12 protein-coding genes are annotated in these 19224 nt (G+C 63.5%); 10 read left to right on the top strand and 2 right to left on the bottom strand.

Annotation, left to right across the window (positions count from 1 at the left end; translation table 11 throughout):
• Positions 1-11 precede the first annotated feature (11 nt).
• Complete coding sequence (locus ACT6Q8_RS11020) at positions 12-2192, bottom strand: intermembrane phospholipid transport protein YdbH family protein (protein WP_444732192.1); 2181 nt, start codon at positions 2190-2192, stop codon at positions 12-14.
• A 121-nt stretch (positions 2193-2313) separates the two neighbouring features.
• Between ACT6Q8_RS11020 and ACT6Q8_RS11015 the strand changes: the two genes are divergently transcribed.
• The 10 genes from ACT6Q8_RS11015 to ACT6Q8_RS10970 all read left to right on the top strand — a co-directional run bounded on the left by ACT6Q8_RS11015 (position 2314) and on the right by ACT6Q8_RS10970 (position 17686).
• Positions 2314-2913, top strand: a complete 600-nt coding sequence (locus ACT6Q8_RS11015) for a peptidylprolyl isomerase (RefSeq protein ID WP_444739377.1) — start codon at positions 2314-2316, stop codon at positions 2911-2913.
• A 118-nt stretch (positions 2914-3031) separates the two neighbouring features.
• The gene (locus ACT6Q8_RS11010; protein WP_444732430.1) at positions 3032-3511 is read left to right on the top strand and encodes a peptidylprolyl isomerase; all 480 of its coding nucleotides are present in this window, start codon (positions 3032-3034) and stop codon (positions 3509-3511) included.
• A gap of 166 nt (positions 3512-3677) precedes the next feature.
• Positions 3678-4643, top strand: coding sequence for a GIN domain-containing protein (locus tag ACT6Q8_RS11005; RefSeq protein ID WP_444732194.1), 966 nt, complete (start codon positions 3678-3680; stop codon positions 4641-4643).
• A gap of 525 nt (positions 4644-5168) precedes the next feature.
• Positions 5169-8468 (top strand): TonB-dependent receptor, encoded by a 3300-nt coding sequence (locus tag ACT6Q8_RS11000; RefSeq protein ID WP_444732195.1) that lies wholly within the window; start codon positions 5169-5171, stop codon positions 8466-8468.
• Between the two features lie 63 nt (positions 8469-8531).
• Complete coding sequence (locus tag ACT6Q8_RS10995; RefSeq protein ID WP_444732196.1) at positions 8532-10052, top strand: tryptophan halogenase family protein; 1521 nt, start codon at positions 8532-8534, stop codon at positions 10050-10052.
• On the top strand, positions 10049-11563 hold the full coding sequence (locus tag ACT6Q8_RS10990) for a tryptophan halogenase family protein (protein WP_444732197.1): 1515 nt from the start codon (positions 10049-10051) through the stop codon (positions 11561-11563). Before ACT6Q8_RS10995 ends, ACT6Q8_RS10990 begins: the two co-directional genes overlap by 4 nt.
• Before the next feature lie 19 nt (positions 11564-11582).
• On the top strand, positions 11583-13517 hold the full coding sequence (locus tag ACT6Q8_RS10985) for a sialate O-acetylesterase (RefSeq protein WP_444732198.1): 1935 nt from the start codon (positions 11583-11585) through the stop codon (positions 13515-13517).
• Between the two features lie 113 nt (positions 13518-13630).
• Complete coding sequence (locus ACT6Q8_RS10980) at positions 13631-14170, top strand: RNA polymerase sigma factor (RefSeq protein WP_444732199.1); 540 nt, start codon at positions 13631-13633, stop codon at positions 14168-14170.
• Positions 14167-15114, top strand: a complete 948-nt coding sequence (locus tag ACT6Q8_RS10975) for a FecR family protein (RefSeq protein WP_444732200.1) — start codon at positions 14167-14169, stop codon at positions 15112-15114. The genes ACT6Q8_RS10980 and ACT6Q8_RS10975 overlap by 4 nt, the downstream gene beginning before the upstream one ends.
• A gap of 145 nt (positions 15115-15259) precedes the next feature.
• Positions 15260-17686: a TonB-dependent receptor domain-containing protein gene (locus tag ACT6Q8_RS10970; protein ID WP_444732201.1), complete on the top strand. Its 2427-nt coding sequence runs from the start codon at positions 15260-15262 to the stop codon at positions 17684-17686.
• A gap of 106 nt (positions 17687-17792) precedes the next feature.
• On the opposite strand, the gene ACT6Q8_RS10965 is transcribed toward ACT6Q8_RS10970, so the two are convergent.
• The gene (locus ACT6Q8_RS10965; protein ID WP_444732202.1) at positions 17793-19184 is read right to left on the bottom strand and encodes an alkaline phosphatase; all 1392 of its coding nucleotides are present in this window, start codon (positions 19182-19184) and stop codon (positions 17793-17795) included.
• Between the last annotated feature and the right edge of the window lie 40 nt (positions 19185-19224).

Here is a 19224-nt window from a genome sequence, read left to right as displayed (position 1 = left end):
GCTGGTATAGCTCAATCCTTGCGCGCCTTGAACGCCGCCATATCGGCTGCAACCAAGCCGGATGGCCCCCCTCCTGTCGGCAGCGTCTTGGGCGGTGGCATTAGGATCAGGTTCATGGGCATGGCATAGCCGCCATAAAGCGACGGGTTGGCACCATCCAATGTCAGGCGCGGACCATCAGCGGCAAAACTGATACCCAGCGACCGGAAGCGATAGTCGGACAGGGCACGGCCAACCAACGCCAGACTGTCATTGCGGACAGGGTCAAGCCATGAAGGCAGCGGGCCAGCCGGCACGGACAATCTTCCGGGTCCAGTCGCCTGCAAGCCGCCGGCACTGGCATGGGCACCGGCGGCATCAATCCGGATCGGTACCGAACCGATCATTGTGCCTTCTGCCTGGGCATCCATAATTCCCAGGGCTGCCAACACATCGGCAACGGGCGTGGCGGGGATATCCAGACGCAAGTCCAGATGGTCATTGCCAAGGCGGAACGTGCTTTGCGGCAAGGTGACATTCTGCCCGGCCCATCTGAACGGTTCCGGTGCCAGACGCAGAACCCCGTCCGTCGGCAGTGACAGGCCCAGGCCACCGCCGGTCAGGGCAATGCCGGGATCGAAAAGGCCGATGGTCAGGGTCTGCTGTGGCATGGACAGCGGCGACAGCCGGTCGAAGCGCAGCACGCCATTGATCCCGGCAAGATGCAGGCCGGGAAGACGCACCCCCGCCTCTTCCAGCAGGATATCGGCGGTGCCATCGGCCTTCTCGCCGTTCCAGGCCGCCGTCAGGCGGGCCGCGATGGTGCCGGTCAGGGCGTGCGGCAGCGGCGCGCCGGGGAATAATTCTGCGGCATCCCCCTCCCCCAGCCTGATCGGGGCCAATTTTGCCAGTGCCCGCCCCCCGTCTCCGTTCAGCTCCACGGCACCCGTCAGGCTGGCCCCGCCATTGCCGGTCACCATGTTCCATTCCAGGCGCAGATCTTCCGCCGGGTCGCCCCGCAGCCTGGCCGCCAGTGTGGCCGGTGCCAGCCAGGGCAGGCGCAGATTTGCCGCACGGACATCAAGGTCCAGCGGCCATGCAAGCCGCCCTGTCAGCAGCAATCCTTTGGCCGACAAGCCGAGGGTCGGGATGCTCAGACTGCCGGGCGGTTGATCAGCGGCGGGGGACAGCCACCATTCCCCATCAATGCGCCGTGCGGTGCCGGACAGCGACAGGGCATTGTCACGCGGTCCCTGTCCGATGCCCAGGCTGCGGGCCTCAATGCTTACCGCAATATCGGGCCAGTCGCGGGGCGGCAGGTCCGTTGAAACATTGCGGGCTGAAAGGGCCAGGGTAACCGGACCACCGGTCAGGCCGGGATCGGGACGGCCCAGACGGGCAGCGAAGCCGGGCACATCATCCACCCGCAGGGTCGCGGCCAGACGCTGCCCGCCGGTTTCATCGGGGTCCAGAAGGGCATCCAGACGCGCAATACCCGGCCATTCCAGCAATGCCTGCCCCTGCCCCGCCTTCCAGCGCAGCACCATGTCTGGCAAGCCCTGCGGCAGCGCCTTAGCGGTGACATCCAGATCACCGGTCCAGCCACCATTGGCCAGACGCCGGACGCTACCCTGCCCCCCCAGACGTGGGCCACTGGGCGCAGGCGTCAACGTGAAGCCGGCAGCAGACAGGCCATCCCCGCGCCAATCGGCGGTGATGCGGGCGGGAACGCCCGTTGATCCAAGCGTCAGGGTCCCCTGCCCCTCCGCGTGCCATCCGCCTTCAGCCGGGCTGATGGCGGCATCCATCAGCAGGGGAACGGAGCCCATACCAGCAGGCAGGGCCAGGGTCAGGCGGGCCTGGGTGATCTGTACCGGGGCGTTCAGGGCGGGAAGATCAGTCATGGATACGGTGAGCGGACGTGACAGCCGAAGCCCCTGCACCTCCAGCCCGGTAAACCGCCCGGACCAAAGACCGGCAGGTGTATAGCGTGCAATGAATCGGTCCGCGCCATCCTCCTGCCCCAGGGAGAAGGCGCCGGTAGCCTGTGTCAGGCCGAAATCATCGATGGCCAGTTCGGCCTGTGGGAAGCCCAGGGCCCGCAATTGCGATGTCCAGCGCGCGGCCAGCAGGCCCGGCAAAGACAGCCAGAAGGCTAGCAGCCCCAGCGCCAGCAGGCCGCCGACCAGCAGAACCTTCTCCTTCCGCTTCACTGCGCGCAATCCGTTGCCCCCATCCGGCAAATTCCGCCGCCTTCGCGGCATCCGGTCTCTTTCCATGCAAAGATGCGACCGCTATCGTGGCGGGCGCAACGGTTGAGAGATGATGCCGCCCATGCTGTCCCGCCTTCTGGTCCTGCTCTGCCTGCTGCTGGCCGTTCCGCTGTCATATGCGGCGCGCCCGCCGGCCAATCCCGACGATACACTGATCATGGAGTTGAAGACCGGCACGGTTATCATCCAGATGCGGCCCGATCTGGCACCCATCCATGTGGCCCGTATCAAGCAACTGGTGCGGCGCGGATTCTATGATGGCGTTGCCTTTCACCGCGTCGTGGCCGGGTCGCTGGCGCAGACGGGGGACCGCAGCGGCACGGGCCGGGGCGGCACGGGCCGTTGGCTGGAACTGGAACCCAGCAAGGAACCACATGTGCGCGGGGTGGTGTCCATGGCGCGCGGCATGAACCGCAATAGCGGCGACAGCCAGTTCTTCATCCTGACCCACGCCCAGGACCCCTCGCTTGACGGCAATTACACGCTCTGGGGCCATGTCATCAAAGGCATGAACCTGATCGACAAGCTGAAGGCCGGCGACAAGAAGAAGGAAGGATGGGTGAAGGACCCGGACCGCATCATCAGCATGCGCATCCAATCCGATCCGCCGCACCCACCAAAGCCCGTACCTCAGACCACGCCACCGGCCCCGCCGAAATAGCGGGTGGGCCATCCCGCCGGCCTAGTTCCCATTGGCGTCACATGCCGCTATGGTGCCCGCCGACATGCAACCGAGAACCGGGGCAACCGGTTGGCAAGGATGACTGACGATGACTGACATGGATCTGGAAAACACCCTCTATCTCGACCTGGCCTCGGGCCGCGTCACCATTCAGCTGCGCCCCGACCTGGCGCCCAAGCATGTGGCGCGCATCAAGGAACTGGCGCGTGAAGGCTTCTATAACGGCCTGACCTTCCATCGCGTGATTGAGGGCTTCATGGCCCAGGGCGGTTGCCCCGATGGCAACGGCATGGGTGGTTCCGGGCAGAACCTGCCGCAGGAATTCTCGCGCGAGCCGCATGTGCGCGGCACCTGCTCCATGGCCCGCGCGTCCAACCCGAACAGCGCCGATAGCCAGTTCTTCATCTGCTTCGCCGATGCCCGCTTCCTGGACGGCCAGTATACGGTCTGGGGCAAAGTCGTGGACGGCATGGAGAATGTCGACAAGATCAAGCGCGGCGCCGGTCGGAATGGCGAGGTTCGCGATCCCGACCAGATCGTGAAGTTGAGCGTTGCTGCCGATGTCGAAGCCGCCTGAGGCCTCGTCCATTATCTGAAGTCTGGAACGCCGTCCCGAACCACCGGGACGGCGTTTCTGTTTGAGGGTGCTTTCAGGCGGACAGAAAATGGACCTGTGCAGCCGTACGGATACCGGATCAGTATGCAAACGGTCCGTATGATGGTCACGCACAGGAGCCCACCCGATGGCACGCCCGACAATCGCCGCAGCCCGCATCTCCCTGATTGCCCTGTCGGCGACGATGACCCTGCCTGCCATGGCGGCAGAGAAATCCTGGAACCTTTCCGGAAGCACACTGGCGATTTCAACACCCTGCGCCAAGCAGGTGGAAATCGTGCCGTCGTCGCGCAGCGGTGAGATCAGCGTCAGTGCCGTCGCCGAGCATCCCGAAGAAATCGACGCCCTGTCCGTCTTCAATAGCGACAACGGTGTGACGGTCACCAAGCAGGGCAATCGCTGCCCCTTGTCGCAATCGCGGAAGAAGGAAACCCTGCGCCTGACCGTCACGCTGCCGTCGGGCAGCGACCTGTCGGTGCGCGAAGGCGGAAGTGGAGAATATCGGATAACTGTCCCCGTTGACCGGCTGGACTTGCGGCTGTCGGGGTCCGGCGGCCTGTCGGCAGAACAGGTCGCGGGCCGGCTTGATGCCTCACTCTCCGGGTCCGGCGGTGGGCAGGTCGCGCGGATGGACGGTGGGGATGCCATCATCAGGGCGTCGGGCAGCGGCGGGATGCTGGTCGGGGGCCGTATCGGCAACCTGCAGGTTGACCTGTCCGGCTCTGGCGGGGTGGAGGTAGGCGCGGCAGGTGCCGCCATCCTAGAAACCAGCGGTTCCGGCGGCATTCGTGCGCAAAGCGTCAATGGTCCGCTATCCTTTGAGGCCACAGGGTCGGGCGGCCTGAAATTGGGAATGATCAGTGCGGACAATGTGAAGATACGCACCTCCGGCGATGGAGGTGTCAGCATCCGGGATGGCCGCGTGGGCAGCCTGCAGGTTTCCGCCACTGGCAGCGCTGACGCCCAGCTGGACATCGTTGCAGATCGGGCTGAACTGTCCACCAGCGGCAGCGGCGATATCCAGGTTCGGCAGGTCACCGGAAATGTCAGCCAGCGCCACTCCGGCAGCGGAAAAGTTCGTGTCGGCGGCTGATCGGTAAGACGGTGGATGGGTGGGCGTTGCCCACCCGAAACGGCGATTGACAGCGCTATTCAAGATTAATAATATGTTATTTACCTGTAAAACAGGGTGGGCGGCTTCGGTCGCCCTTATGTGGGTGCCAATAATAAAATCAAATTAAAAAAAGAACGTGACGGGGAGGTAGACGACATGAGCGGTCAGCGAACGCGGCACCCGGCGGCTCCGCCTGGGCGACTTCGACCTAGATAAAGATTTCAGATCAGGCCCTTTCCTGCATGGTGTTTGACGCCCTGCATCGGGTTCGCCTGCTGAAGAATCACGCCTGCTTACAACCGGGGCACCCGCCGCCACCGTTTGGAATGCCGCGTCTGGCCCCCGCCGGATAGGCCTCTCCGTACCTGACGGCCAAGACCCCGCGACAAACCGCCCCCGCCTGAGTGCGGGAGGGGAACGGTGGCTCTTTGCCGCCTCTCCCCCTCCCTGCTGACGGACAGGGGCCGGGGATCGACAACCAGGAAAGGCCCTTCGGGTAATCCAATGACATCCACAAAGATCAAGTTATTCGCGCTGCTTTCCGCCTCCGGTCTGGCATTGGCCGCCGGCGAGGCGCAGGCCCAGACGGCGCCCAAGGATGAGGCTGCCTCGCTGGAGGAGATCATTGTTGTTGGTCAGCGCAAGGCCATCAACAATGCACAGGAAACCAAGCGCAACGCAGAGGAGATCGTGGACTCGATCTCCGCCGTCGATATCGGCGCCCTACCCGACCGGTCGGTGACAGAGGCGCTGCAGCGCGTGCCCGGCGTTTCGATCGGTCGCACCAATGAGGTGCGCGACATCGACCGTCTGAATGTCGAAGGTTCCGGCGTGCAGATCCGCGGCCTGACCTGGGTTCGGTCGGAAATCAACGGCCGCGACAGCTTTGGCGCCAAGAATGGCCGTGCTCTTGGCTGGGAAGATGTGACACCCGAACTGGCCGCCGGGGTGGATGTCCACAAGAACCCGTCCGCCGACATCGTGGAGGGCGGCCTGGGTGGTACCGTCAACCTGCGCACCTGGATGCCGTTCGATGGGGCAGGCGAAAAGATCGCCGCCTCGCTGGATGCCACGCGCGGGGACCTGCGCAAGGAATGGACGCCGTCTGCATCGGGCCTTTACTCGAACCGTTTCGATACCGGCATCGGCGAAATCGGCTTCCTGGTGGATATTGCGCATTCAGAGCTGAAAAGCCGTCTGAATGCCATCGAGGTCGATCCCTATAATGTGCATTCGGCAACCACGAAGTCGTCCTACGACGGTGGCGCCACGCTGAACTTCAACGGCAATAACCGCATCACGGGCCAGCCACAGGACGTGGTGATGGTGCCGACGGGTGCACAATGGCGTCTGCAGGATCGCGACAAGACCCGCGACGGTGTCTATAGCGCCGTCCAGTGGAAGCCGAGCGAAAGCACTGAAATCTATTCGACCTTCTTCCTGTCGAAGTCGAAGCTGATCAACCAGGACCATTTCGCCCAGACGTCTGCCTGCTGTTCGGCGACCAACAACCAGAATTTCATGAACGCCCCCGCGACGGGGACCAGTTTCACCTATGATGAGAATGGCAATTTCCTGACCGGCACCATCGTTGATGGCGGTGGCGGCGGCAATGGCGTTGCCAACAGCTTCCTGATGAACCTGGGAACCCGCTATGGCGAGGACAAGGCGCAGACCTGGGACAGCTCGTCCGGCGTGAAATGGGAAGGCGACCGTTGGTCGGTGAAGGCCGATTTCCAGCGGATCGAGGCCAAGCGCGACGTTTATGACATGACCGTCTATAATACGGTCACCATGCCGGGCGGCATCGGCCTGGACCTGCGCGGCAGCGTGCCGAAGATCTCCGCCAGCGACCTGACCAAGTCCACCAGCGCCTTCAACCTGTATGCCGCGATGGATCATAATGAGATCGACCGCGCCAACCAGAATACGGGCAAGCTGGACATCGCCTATGATGTCGATGGGGACTTCCTGAAGTCGCTGAAATTCGGTGGCCGCGTCACCGACCGTCATTCGGTACAGAAGGATGGCGGGTATAACTGGGCCTTGATCACTGCGCCGTGGGCCTTCTCACAGACGGCGTCGGTGGACAAGTTCCCGCAGTATCAGGAAACGGTCAGCTTCGATAATTTCTTCCGCGGCAGCAGCACGCCGCCCAGCCTGTGGATGCCGTCCATGGAACTGGCAAAGAACAAGGGTAAGCTGTTCGACCATATCCAGGCCCTGCTCTACACGCCCAACCTGGGCAAGGGCCTGGCGGCCCCGACCTCCAACGATTACGGCTATTACTGTTCCACCTGCGGCAACGGCACCATTCCGTCCTGGGCTGCCAATGCTGACAAGTTCAGCCCCTTCCCCAATGGCAGCCTTGCCTCCTACCTGCCGATCTGGGCCGGTGCGCCGGTGGATGCCAACAACAAGCTGCTGGACCCGTCACGGCCGGTCGGCTCCAACATCAATTTCTGGGTGCCGTTCAACGGCAACTATGAATACGCCCCCACCTCCACCTCCGGTATCGGCACCAACGATCAGACGGAACGTACCCAGGCCGCCTATGCCACGGCACGCTTCGGTTCCGATACGCTGTTCGGGTCTGATCTGGAATGGGACGGCAATGCCGGCCTGCGTGTCGTACGCACGGAGAGCGTTTCCAAGGGCTTCGCCCATTTCCCGTCACTGTCGATCACCGGTGATCAGTCCGCCTATTCCCAGGCAGCGCGCGATGCCGTGCGCTTCGCCAACGGTGCCAATACCAAGACGCGGTACAAGAGCGACTATACCAACGTCCTGCCCAGCCTGAACCTGCGGTTCAAGCCGGATGATGACAAGGTGGTCCGTTTCGCGGCCGCCACCTCCATCGTGCGGCCAGACTTCTATCAGTTGCAGCCATCCTTCACGATGAACGGCACCTATCAGCAGCGTCGCGCAACGGCAGCCGATAATGTCCTCAACACCTCCGCCGGTCGTGCCTATACCCAATCGGAACTGGATGCGCTGGCGGCGGGCGGCAATCCCGTCATGTACAATACCGGTGTGGCCTTCAGCTACTTCTCCGGCAATCCCGACCTGAAGCCGATGCGCGCCCATTCCTTTGACATGTCATTCGAATGGTATGTGAAGCCGGGTTCGATGTTCTCCCTCGGCATTTTCGACAAGGAAGTGCGCAATTACATCCAGGGTGAACAGACGGCCCTGCAACTCACCAATAATGGTGTGACGCAGACTGTCGTGGGCACCATCCCGCAGAATTTCGGCAAGGGCCGTATCTACGGTATCGAAGGTCAGGCAACCTATTTCTATGACGAGTTGCCGAGCTTCCTTTCCGGCCTGGGTACGGATTTCAACTTCACCATCTTGCGCAGCGAGGGTACGCGTAACACCACGTCCAACGTCTTTGACGGCGTGCAGATCGGGGCGTCCAAGCTGGAGTTGCCGCTGGAGCAATTGTCCAAATACTCGTTCAACGCGGCGCTGCTTTATGTGAAGTACGGCTTCGATGTCCGCTTCGCCTATAACTGGCGTTCGCGCTACCTGATGTCGGCCTCGGCCTCAAATGTCCAGGCTCCGGCCTATATGGAGGATTACGGACAGATGGATGCGTCTGTGGTCTATTCCATCACCGACAATCTGAAGGTCGGGGTACAGGCCGCCAACCTGTTGAATACCAAGAACATCATCTCCGTCGATCAGCGCGACAACTGGTATTACGGTACCCAGGGGATGATGAGCAAGGACCTCATCTTCAAGCATAATTACACGGTCGCTGACCGCCGCTTCACCTTCGTGCTGCGCGCGGCCTACTGACCAGATGTGTTCCCCGGCGGGTGGATGTGCCCATCCGCCGGGTCTGTTTCAGGGGAGATCATCGTGGCTGCACCTATCCGGCATATTGTTATCGTCGGCGGCGGCACTGCCGGCTGGATGGCAGCGGCACTCTTGTCCAATGTTCTGCCGCGCGACCGGTTGCGTCTTACCCTTGTCGAAAGTCCGGACATCGGGACCGTCGGCGTCGGTGAAGCCACGATCCCCCCCATACAGTTCTTCAACCGCGCCGTCGGTATTGACGAGGCAGAGTTCATGCGGGCAACCGAGGGCACCTTCAAACTGGGGATTGCGTTCCGGGATTGGGTGCGACCGGGGCATCGCTACATGCATCCGTTCGGGCAGCCGGGGCAGGCGATCAAGGGCGTCTCATTTCACGCTTGGTGGTTGCGTCTGCGCACCGCCGGTTACACGGTGCCCTTGTCCGATTTCTGGCTGGCGGAGAAGCTGGCCGATGAAGGGCGCTTTGATACCCCGTCACCGGATGCAAGGTCGCCGAAATCCACGCTGGCCTATGCCTATCATTTTGATGCCGGGCTTTATGCCGCCTATCTGCGCACCATTGCCGAACCGCGCGGCGTGACGCGGGTGGAGGCAACGGTCGCGGATGTGGCGCTTGACCCAACCGACGGCACTGTCAGCCACGTGATCCTGGCCGATGGAAGGCGGGTCGACGGGGATTACTTCATCGATTGCACGGGCTTTCGCGCCCTTGTGATCGGACAGGCGCTGGGCCGGCCTTATGAGGATTGGTCGCATTGGCTGCCCGCCAACCGGGCCGTAGCGGTGCCATCCGCCCGTACGCGCGATCCTGTGCCCTTCACCACGGCCACGGCCCGATCGGCGGGCTGGCAATGGCGCATCAATCTGCGCCACCGCACCGGCAACGGCTATGTCTATGTCGCAGACCATATCGATGATGATCAGGCAGCAGCGACGCTTCTGGCCAATCTGGATGGGCAGGCGCTGGCCGATCCGCGTTTCCTCCGCTTTACCACGGGCCGCCGGACACAGTCGCGTTATAAGAACGTCCTGGCTGTGGGCCTGTCATCGGGGTTCCTGGAGCCGCTGGAAAGCACATCGATCCATTTCATTCAGCATGCGCTGATCAAGTTCGCGGCGACGTTCCCCCTGTCCAAGGACGATCCCCTGTCCGCCAATCTCTATAACCGCATGATTGGGGAGGAGTTGGAGCAGGTTCGCGATTTCCTGATCCTGCATTACCACGCCAATCAACGGGTCGGGGACCCGTTCTGGGACAGGATGCGCCATATGGACGTGCCGGACAGTCTGGCGGAGAAGATCGCACTGTTCCGCGCGCGCGGCTGCGCCATCTTTCCCAACCAGACCCTGTTTCAGGAACCGAACTGGCTGGCAGTCCTGCTGGGGCAGGAGGTGGAGCCGGCGTCTTACGACCCGCTGGCCGATGCGGGGGATCTGTCAGATATCCGGCAGGGATTTGACGCGACACGACAGATCATCGCTCAGACGGCCAGGGCGGCCCCGCGACATATGGATTATCTGTCCCGTCTGAACGCTGGTAGCAACCGCCGGGGAGCAGCATGACAAACCTGCGTCGCATCCTCATCGTCGGTGGCGGCACAGCCGGCTGGATGGCTGCCTGCGCCCTGAACCAAGCCGTCAAGCGGCTGGGCACGGTCGTCGAACTTGTGGAAAGCGAGGAGATCGGCACTGTCGGGGTGGGCGAGGCCACGGTGCCCACCATCCGCGACTTCAACCGTTCCATCGGCCTGGATGAGGTCGCCTTCATGAAGGCGACACAGGGTAGTTTCAAACTGGGCATCGCGTTTCAGGATTGGCGCGCCAAGGGCACCAGCTTCTTCCACGGGTTTGGGGATTACATCGTCAATGCCGGCCCCTACTCCACCCTGAACCATTGGCTGGTGGCCCGCCATCTGGCCGGGCAGGACGCCGTTGGTCCCTTTGATGATTATCACATGGCGGCGGTGATGGCCGCCGCCGGGCGTTTCGCAGCACCGGAGAGCGACCCCCGCTCCCCCTATGCCTATTTCAGCTATGCTTTCCATTTCGATGCCAGTCTTTATGCACGAATGCTGCGTGCCAAGGCGGAGGCGGAAGGGGTGGTCCGGCATGAAGGACGGATCACGCGGGTGGACCGGCACCCTGAAACCGGCTTCATCACCCAGGTCCATCTGGCCGATGGCCGCATTCTGGCCGCCGATCTGTTTATCGACTGTTCGGGCTTCGTGTCCCTTCTGGTCGATAAGACCCTGGCCGAACCCTGGGTCGATTACAGCCATTGGCTGCCGGTTGATCGGGCCTGGGCGGTTCCATGCGCCGGTAATGGCACCCCCGCCCCCTTCACCCGCGCAACCGCACTGGAGGCAGGGTGGCAATGGCGCATCCCGTTGCAGCACCGGACCGGCAATGGCTATGTCTTCTCCAGCGCGCATGTGACGGAGGACGCGGCGCGGGAACGGCTGCTGGCCGGGCTGGATGGCACGGTTCTAGCCGAACCACGCCTGCTGCGTTTCAGGACGGGCCGGCGGCAGCGCTTCTGGATCGGCAATTGCGTTGCCATCGGCCTTTCGTCCGGCTTTGTGGAGCCGCTGGAAAGCACCTCCATCTCCTTGATCCAGGGCGGGATCACGCGGCTGGTCAACCTGTTGCCCGATCTGGATTTCAATCCGGGGCTGGCGGCGGAATATAACCGTATCCAGGCGTTGGAATTCGACCGTATCCGCGACTTCATCATCCTGCACTACGCGCTGAATGGCCGTGAGGATAGTGAATTCTGGCGCGAACGCCGCCGTATCCCCCTGCCCGATACCCTGGCGGAAAAGATCGAAACCTTCCGTGCCACCGGGCAGGTGGTTCTGCTGAACGAGGAAACCTTCGTCACGCCCAGCTGGCAGGCGCTTTTCATCGGCCTGGGCCTGATCCCGCAGCGTCGGGACCCACTGATGGCGGCGCAGGATCGCGGGGAAGTGCTGGAGGCCCTGCGCCTGCGCCGGCAAAGCCTGGCTCAGGCAGCCGCACGCTTGCCCAGCCATGGTGATTTCATCAACCGCTTCTGCAAGGCCGATCCGGCCTGACCTTACGGAGACAATGCTGATGTCCGTGCGCCTGCCGCTGCTGTTGGCCATTTCCCTGCTGACCGGGACCGCATTCGCAGCCGATGCCCCGCTTCTGCACCCGATGTTCCAGGATCACGGGGTGCTGCAGCGCGACCGGCCCATCCCCGTCTGGGGCAATGCCAAGCCGGGGGAATTGGTGACGGTGACGTTGGGTCATGCCACAGTGACGGCCAAGGCGGGCAAGGATGGCGCCTGGCGGGCCGACCTGCCGGCACAGGCCGCCGGCGGCCCCGTCATTTTGACCGCGAAGACGGCGACCGACCAGCAGGTGGCCGCTGACCTGCTGGTCGGTGACGTCTATCTTTGTTCCGGGCAGTCCAATATGGAAATGCAGGTCGCCCGCTCGCTGGACAGCTGGACAGAAACCAACCGGGCCAAGCACCCCAATATCCGATACCTGTCGGTGGACCGCGCCACCAATACCGGCCCGCAGCGCGACTTCACCCACCCGGTACGCTGGCGTGCGGTGACGCCGGAAACGGTGGGTGACATGTCTGCGGTCTGTTATTTCTTCGGTCGGGAAATGCGGCAGATCGTGGATGTGCCGGTCGGACTGATCAATTCCTCCTGGGGCGGCTCCACCATTGAAAGCTGGATGGATTCGGCGGATTTGGCCAAGACAGGGCTTTATGCCCAGGACCTTGCCATCCTGTCGGCCTATGACAAGGACCGGCATGCCGGCATCCGCAAATATTTCGACGTTTGGGAAGGGTGGTGGAAGACGAAGGGCCAGGGCGAACCGTGGCGGACGGCGCCGGCGGCGGGCGATGGCTGGCGCGCGGTACCGTCGCTGACATCCTTCGTGACCTGGGGCGTGCCGGAACTGAACCCCTATGTCGGCATCGTCTGGTACCGCAGCACCTTCACCCTGACAGAAGCGCAGGCAAAACAGGGGGGCACCCTGCTGCTGGGTTCTGCCGATGATTATGATGTCTCCTGGGTCAATGACGTGCCAGCAGGCAGCCTCTATGGTCCGGGCGATCCGCGCCGCTATCCGCTGCCGGCCAGGACGCTGAAGCCCGGCATCAATCAGGTCACCATTGCCGTAATCAACGGCTATGGCGATGGCGGGCTTTACGGCAGTGCCGATGAACAGGCGATCCTGCTGGCCGAAGGAACCCGCGTGCCCATCGACGGCGGCTGGCAGTACATGGTGACGCCGGGCGAGATCGGCACGGCCCCGCATGCCCCCTGGGGTACTGTGGATGGCCTCTCAACGATCCGCAATGCCATGGTGGCGCCCATGGGCCCCTACGCCGTACGGGCCGCCCTTTGGTACCAGGGGGAAAGCAACACGGCCAAGGCCCTAGAATATCAGTCGCTGCTGGCGGGCCTGATGTCGGGCTGGCGGCGACAGTTCGGTGCCGACCTGCCCTTCCTTGTCGTGCAATTGCCGGAATATGGCTATCCCCAGGACAAGCCCATCGAAAGCGGATGGGCCAGGCTGCGCGAAAGTCAGCGGATGGCGGTCGCAGCCGATCCGCATGCCGCCATGGCTGTCACCAACGGCCTTGGCGACTGGTATGATGTCCACCCCGCCAACAAGCAGCAGGTTGCAAAACGCCTGACCCGTGCGGCCCGTCACCTGCTTCTGGGCGAGAAGGTCAGTGTCTCCGGTCCTGTCCCGGTCGATGCGCAGCGGCAGGGCGATGTGGTTCGCATCCGGTTCACCGATATCGATGGAAAGCTGAAGGCCTTGAACCATCACCGACCCATTGGCTTCGAGCTGTGCGGCGCCGGCTGGGACAGCTGCCGCTTTGTCGATGCCAGCCTGTCGGGCGATATCGTCACCCTACCCATCGGCGAAGGTCCCGCCATCCGCGTACGCTATTGCTGGGCGGAAAGCGGCATGTGCAACCTCTATGACGACGCGCGACTGCCGGCGGGACAGTTCGAAATCCCGGTTCGCTGATCCCACCCAAAAAAATTTACTTCCGGCATGGCGGATTTTGCCGGCAACCCCTTCTTCCTTCAGTATTGCGATGTCCGGTCTTTCCATGAAGGGCCGGACGGGGAGGAAGCACGGTGCGGACGACAACGCTCGACATCTGGTTCGCCACGCGCATCCTGCCGCTGGAGCCTGGGCTTCGCGGCTGGCTGGCGCGGCATGCCAATGATATCGACCCTGACGACATCATCCAGGAAACCTATGCGCGGCTGGCCAAGGAACAGGCCGGTATCCGCGATGCCAAGGCCTATATGTACGCGGTGGCACGTTCCATCGTGATCGAACAGTTGCGCCAACGCCGGGTGGTGAAGATCGTGCCTGTGCCCGACCTGGAAAGCCTGTCAGTGGCCGACGAGGCCCAGACCCATGAAAGCGATCTGATCAGCCGCGAGGATATCGGCCTTCTCCACGCCGCCCTGGCGCAATTACCGGAGAAATGCCGTCAGGTCCTGACCCTACGCAAGGTCGACGGCCTGTCACAGAAGCTGGTGGCCCGCCGTCTGGGCTTGTCTGAAAGCACCGTTGAAAAGCATGTCGCTGCCGGTATCAAACGCTGCGCGGCCTGGTTCGCGGCCCGGCAGGATGACCCGCCGGCCCGCCAGATGAGGAAACAATGATGGCCGACCGCCTGACCGCCACCGAGATCGAAACGGTCGCCGCCGACTGGCTGGCACGGGAGGATGCGCGCGCCTTGACCACAGCAGAGCAGGCCGAACTGGAACATTGGCTTGGGCTGGATGCGCGCCATCACGGCGCCTATATCCGCCTGCGCGCCGTATCCGCCCGGTTGGACCTGTTGCGTGGGCAAAAGGTGCAGAACGTGCCAGCCTGGCGCCGCTGGGGCCCGGTGGCCGCTGCGGTCGTGCTTCTGCTGGCTGCCGGTCTGGCATGGCGTGGTCAACCGCCGTCGACCCCGCAGGTGGCGGCCATCACCTATGAAACGGCAAAGGGGGAGATGCGGCGTTTGACGCTGCATGACGGGTCGGTGGTGGAGATCAACACTGCCTCCCGTCTGCGCGTTGCCTTCTCCGATGGCGCGCGGCAACTCTGGCTGGATCAGGGGGAAGCGAACTTTCAGGTGGCTCGTGATCCGCAGCGGCCCTTCACCGTTCATACCGGCGGCGGCAGTGTTACCGCCGTGGGTACGGCGTTCCAGATCCTTGCGGGCGCCGATGCGGCCCGTGTCACGGTTAGCGAGGGGACTGTCAGCCTGCGTGCGGGCACCATGGCCGCCGTGCCGCTGACCCGCAACCATGAAGCCCATATGACGAAGACCCGTATCGTCACCCGTGCCATGGCATTGCCAGACATGGAACGCCGCGCGGCATGGCGTGACGGGCGGTTGGTCTTTGCCGGGGAAACCCTGGCCGATGCAGCGGCGGAAGTCAGCCGTTACAGCCAGCAGCGCATCAAGGTGGACGGCGCCGTGGCCCAGCGCCGGGTCGGCGGCATCTTCCGCAGCACCGATGCCGAAGGTTTCGCCCAAGCCGTGGCCGCAAGCCTGCAATTGCAGGTCACGCGGGATGCCGACGGCACCCTGACCTTGGAGGCACGCCCCTGAACAGGGCGCTGTTCAGGCGTTGTAAGGAAAAACTTCAGACATACAATCGTATATAAAAAACAGGTGACAGGATGCCGGCAGGTGATGGATCGCGGATCAACCCGACCCACCCGCCGGACGGCGCGCGACAGGGAGGGAGGCGCCATTGGCTTATCGCGATGGATGGGTACTGCCCGTCCTGGCCTTGCTGCATCCGGGTGTCGGTTCCGCGCTCGCCGTCGAGCAAGCACCCCGGATCATGTTTGACGTGCCCGCGGGTCCGGCCGCAGCGGGCCTGAATGAATTGGCGCGGGTCGGCGGGCTGCACCTGTCATACCCGTATGACTGGCTGTCGGGCCGACGGTTGCCGGCAATCCAGGGACGCATGACCGCCCTGGATGCACTGGAGCAGGCGGCGAAGGCATTGGACCTGCGGATTGAAAAGCAGGTGGGCAATGCCGTCATCCTGTCGCCCGCCCCTGCCAGTCCGCGCCCCGCCACCCACCGGATAGCGGCCCCGGCGAACACGGCCATTCTGCCCGCCATCGTTGTGACGGCGGAGAAGCGGCCAGCGGCGGCACAGCGCACAGCCTTGGCCCTGTCGGTCCTGGACGCAGCGCAGTTGGCGGAACGATCCATCCTGACGCCGACCGACCTGTTGGGCCATGTGCCCAACATGCATGTGGGACAGGCCAATAATGAAACCGTGATCTCCATCCGGGGCGTCAGTTCCGCCGGCATCACGCCTGCTGCCGATACATCCGTGGCCTTCCATCTGGACGGCGTCTATCTGCCCCGACCCTCGGGTGCCGGCAGCCTTTTGTTCGACGTGGACAGGGTGGAGGTGCTGCGTGGACCGCAGGGGACGCTTTATGGCCGCAACGCCACCGCCGGCACCATCAATGTCATCACGGCCAAACCCCGCTTCATACCGGAAGCGGCGGCGGAACTGACGATCGGGTCGCAGCAACGGCTGACCGCGCGCGGCATGATCAACCTGCCTTTGGTGGAGGATCGTCTGGCCCTGCGTATCGCCATGATCAACCATCAGCAGGACGGGTATACGCACAACCAGGGCGCCGGACAGCCCGACGTCAATGACGCGGATCAGATGGCGGGCCGTGCCCTGCTGCTGGCCATGCCGACGGATGATCTGCGGCTGTTGCTGTCGGCGGATTATTATCATCGCGGCGGTGCCGGGCCGGGACAGGTCCTGATCGGTCGCAAGGACACGGACTTCCTGGACCTTGGTACTGCCCAGCCCTATCGTCTGGCCACGAATACAACGCCCAGCGTCGACAACGCGCTTTACGGTGTTCAGGGGCAGGTGGACTGGACGCCGGGTGATGTCACCCTGACCAGCCTGACCGCGTGGCGGGCCGACAATGCCGACAACACCACCGATCAGGATGGCGACGCGGTCAATACCCGTACCCTGCGTTTCTATAACTACAATCGCAGCTTCTCCCAGGAACTGCGCCTGTCTGGCCATACTGACGGGTTGGGCGACTGGATAGCTGGCGCCTATCACTTTCAGGAACGGAACAATGACAATCTGGATCAGTTCACGGATCTGGCCCGAACCCAGGGCGTCATCCTGCGCCGGCCACAGCGGCAGGCGCGAGCGGATGCCCTGTTCGCCAACCTGCGTCAGGACTGGACCGATGATCTGATGGCAACGCTGGGCCTGCGCCAATCCTGGGATCACAAGGAAAGCCCCGAGGGTGTAACACGCACTTTGGGGGAAACCACCAACAGCTTCAAACCCGACCACGCCGATTGGCGAAAAACCACCTGGAAGGCGGGGCTGGAATGGCAAGCCGACAACGGACGCCTTCTCTATGCCCATATCGGCAATGGATACAAGGCCGGCGGCTTTTCCAGCAACCAGATCTACGCCCCGGAAACCCTGATGGCCTATGAGGCAGGGGCAAAGCTGGATTGGTCGCGCCTGCGCCTGAATCTGTCCGGCTTCCGTTATGATTTTCGGGATCTGCAGGTCAACAGTTCCGCCCCTGACAGTGACGGGGTGGTCCGCACCCGGACCAGCAATGCCGGTCAATCCACGGTCTGGGGGCTGGAGGCGGAAGGCCTGCTGCTACCAGCGCCGGGATGGCGGGTGGAGGCGACCTTGTCCTACCTGTCAGCCAGCTTCGACCGCTATCCCATCGCGGGCGATCCGGTGTTCCGGACACAGCAGGACCTGTCGGGCCGCCGCCTGCCCCGTGCCCCCAGATGGACCGGATATCTGGCCGCCGACCGCTCATGGTCCCTGGAGGATGGTGGTGATATCAGTCTGCGGGGGGAGGCGCGGTACATGTCGCGCATCTTCTTCAGCCCGTTCAATGACGTTCCCATCATGGTCGCGGGCCGCCTGTCAAACCCTTACCGTCTGGCCAGCCAGGGGGCGGTTGCGGTGATGGCGGCGCGGCTGCGCTATTCGACGCCGGATGATTGCTATGCCGAACTTTCGGTCGATAATCTGACCAACCGGGCCGTGATGATGTCCGCGACCTTCGGCATGGAGGGAGAAATATTGGCAGGATATTCAGCACCACAGCGTTTCGGCCTGCGCATAGGGGCAAAATTTTAAAAAAGAGCCCCCGTGTCCATGCGCGACGACACGGGGGCCTCAAGCACGCCCCCGGTCCGCCCAGATGAGAGAGGACGGCGGACCGGCGGCGATCACAGGGACCGGGTCAGGGCAGATGTTTGCGCATGATGTCGAAGATGCCCGTCTGATCGAAACTGCCCGTCACCGCATCTGCACCGGGACCGATGGCAAAGGCGGAAACATTGGCGCCGGTGTGATACTGGTCGCCGTCGGCGCTGGTGCCATGGCCCACAAGCATGGAACCACCCTCTGCGGTGCGCAGCGCCAGGATGCGATGCGGCACGTGGCCCACCGTCAGCGGACGGCCCAGATCGGCCAGAAGATATGAGGGAATGGCCTGGGTCGACTGGGCGTGGTCGGCAGTGACGATCAGCAGGGTGTTGCCCTGGCGCTTGGCGAAATCCACGGCGGTCTGAACCGCACGGTCGAAGGCCAGAAGTTCGCCGATCATGCCGCAGGGATCGCCATCGTGCGCGGCCTTGTCGATGGCCGCCCCTTCCACCATCAGGAAAAAGCCCTTGGGGCCGGCATCCTTCTGCAAGCGTCCAATGGCCTGCCGCGTCAGGGTGGCTAGGTCCGGCATATCGGCAGGCCGCTTGGGGTTGGCTTCGCACGCGGCGGGAACCGGCTTTTCGATGGCACCCGTGGACGGGTCGGTGACCTTCGGCTTTTCCGCCTTGCGCCCGCCCGGCCCCTGCCATTCCAGGGGCACCACCTTGTCTGACAGCAGGGCAAGAACCGGTCCCTTCTCCGGCGCAGCGGCCCAGCCGGCGGGACCGGTCACCAGCGACACGCCCTTGGCCCTGGCATAATCGGCAAGCGTACCCTTGGATGCATCGGCAGGGTCCAGCGGCTGTCCCGCCATGGCGGCCCCGCCACCCACCACCAGATCGGCACCGGCATCGACCACCTGTTCAAAGATGGAACCTTTGCCACCCGCCGATTTCCGGTCACCCTCACAACCCGGCAGACTGGGGATGAAGGCCCCCATGCGCGACGGCGTCTCGCAAAAGCGCATGCGGATATGGGCCAGGAAGGAGGCGGGCGTGGCATCGGTCACGGGCGCCGTGGTGACCACACCGGTGCGCAGGCCGCGCGCCTTGGCCAGTTCCAGGATACTGGGCACCGATGCCCCGCCTGGTACAGTGCCGATGCGGCCAACCGATGTGCGCTTTCCGGCTGCCAGGGCCGTACCGCCACTGGCGCTGTCCCCGACATAATCGCCGATGGTTGGCCGCCCTTCTTCAGCCGCCTGCACGATCAGGGAGGCCAGGTGCGGCAAGGTTTCCAGGAACAGGGGCACCCCCTGCTTGTTGGCATAGGCGCGGGCAGCGGCGATTTCTGCCCCTCCCATCCCGTCACCGATCATCAGGATGATATTGGCGGGGGCCTTCGTGGCGGCCAGTGCCGCAGGCGTCAGGGCGCAGGCCGCCAGCAGTGCCGCCGCAAGGCGGCGCCCATTTTTGTTCAATCTCATGGGATTGTCCTTTGCAGAGACCGGGCGGGCGCACGGGGGC

The organism is Niveispirillum sp., assembly GCF_052437035.1.
Taxonomy (GTDB): Bacteria; Pseudomonadota; Alphaproteobacteria; order Azospirillales; family Azospirillaceae; genus Niveispirillum.
This window is presented reverse-complemented; position numbering and strand designations above follow the sequence as displayed.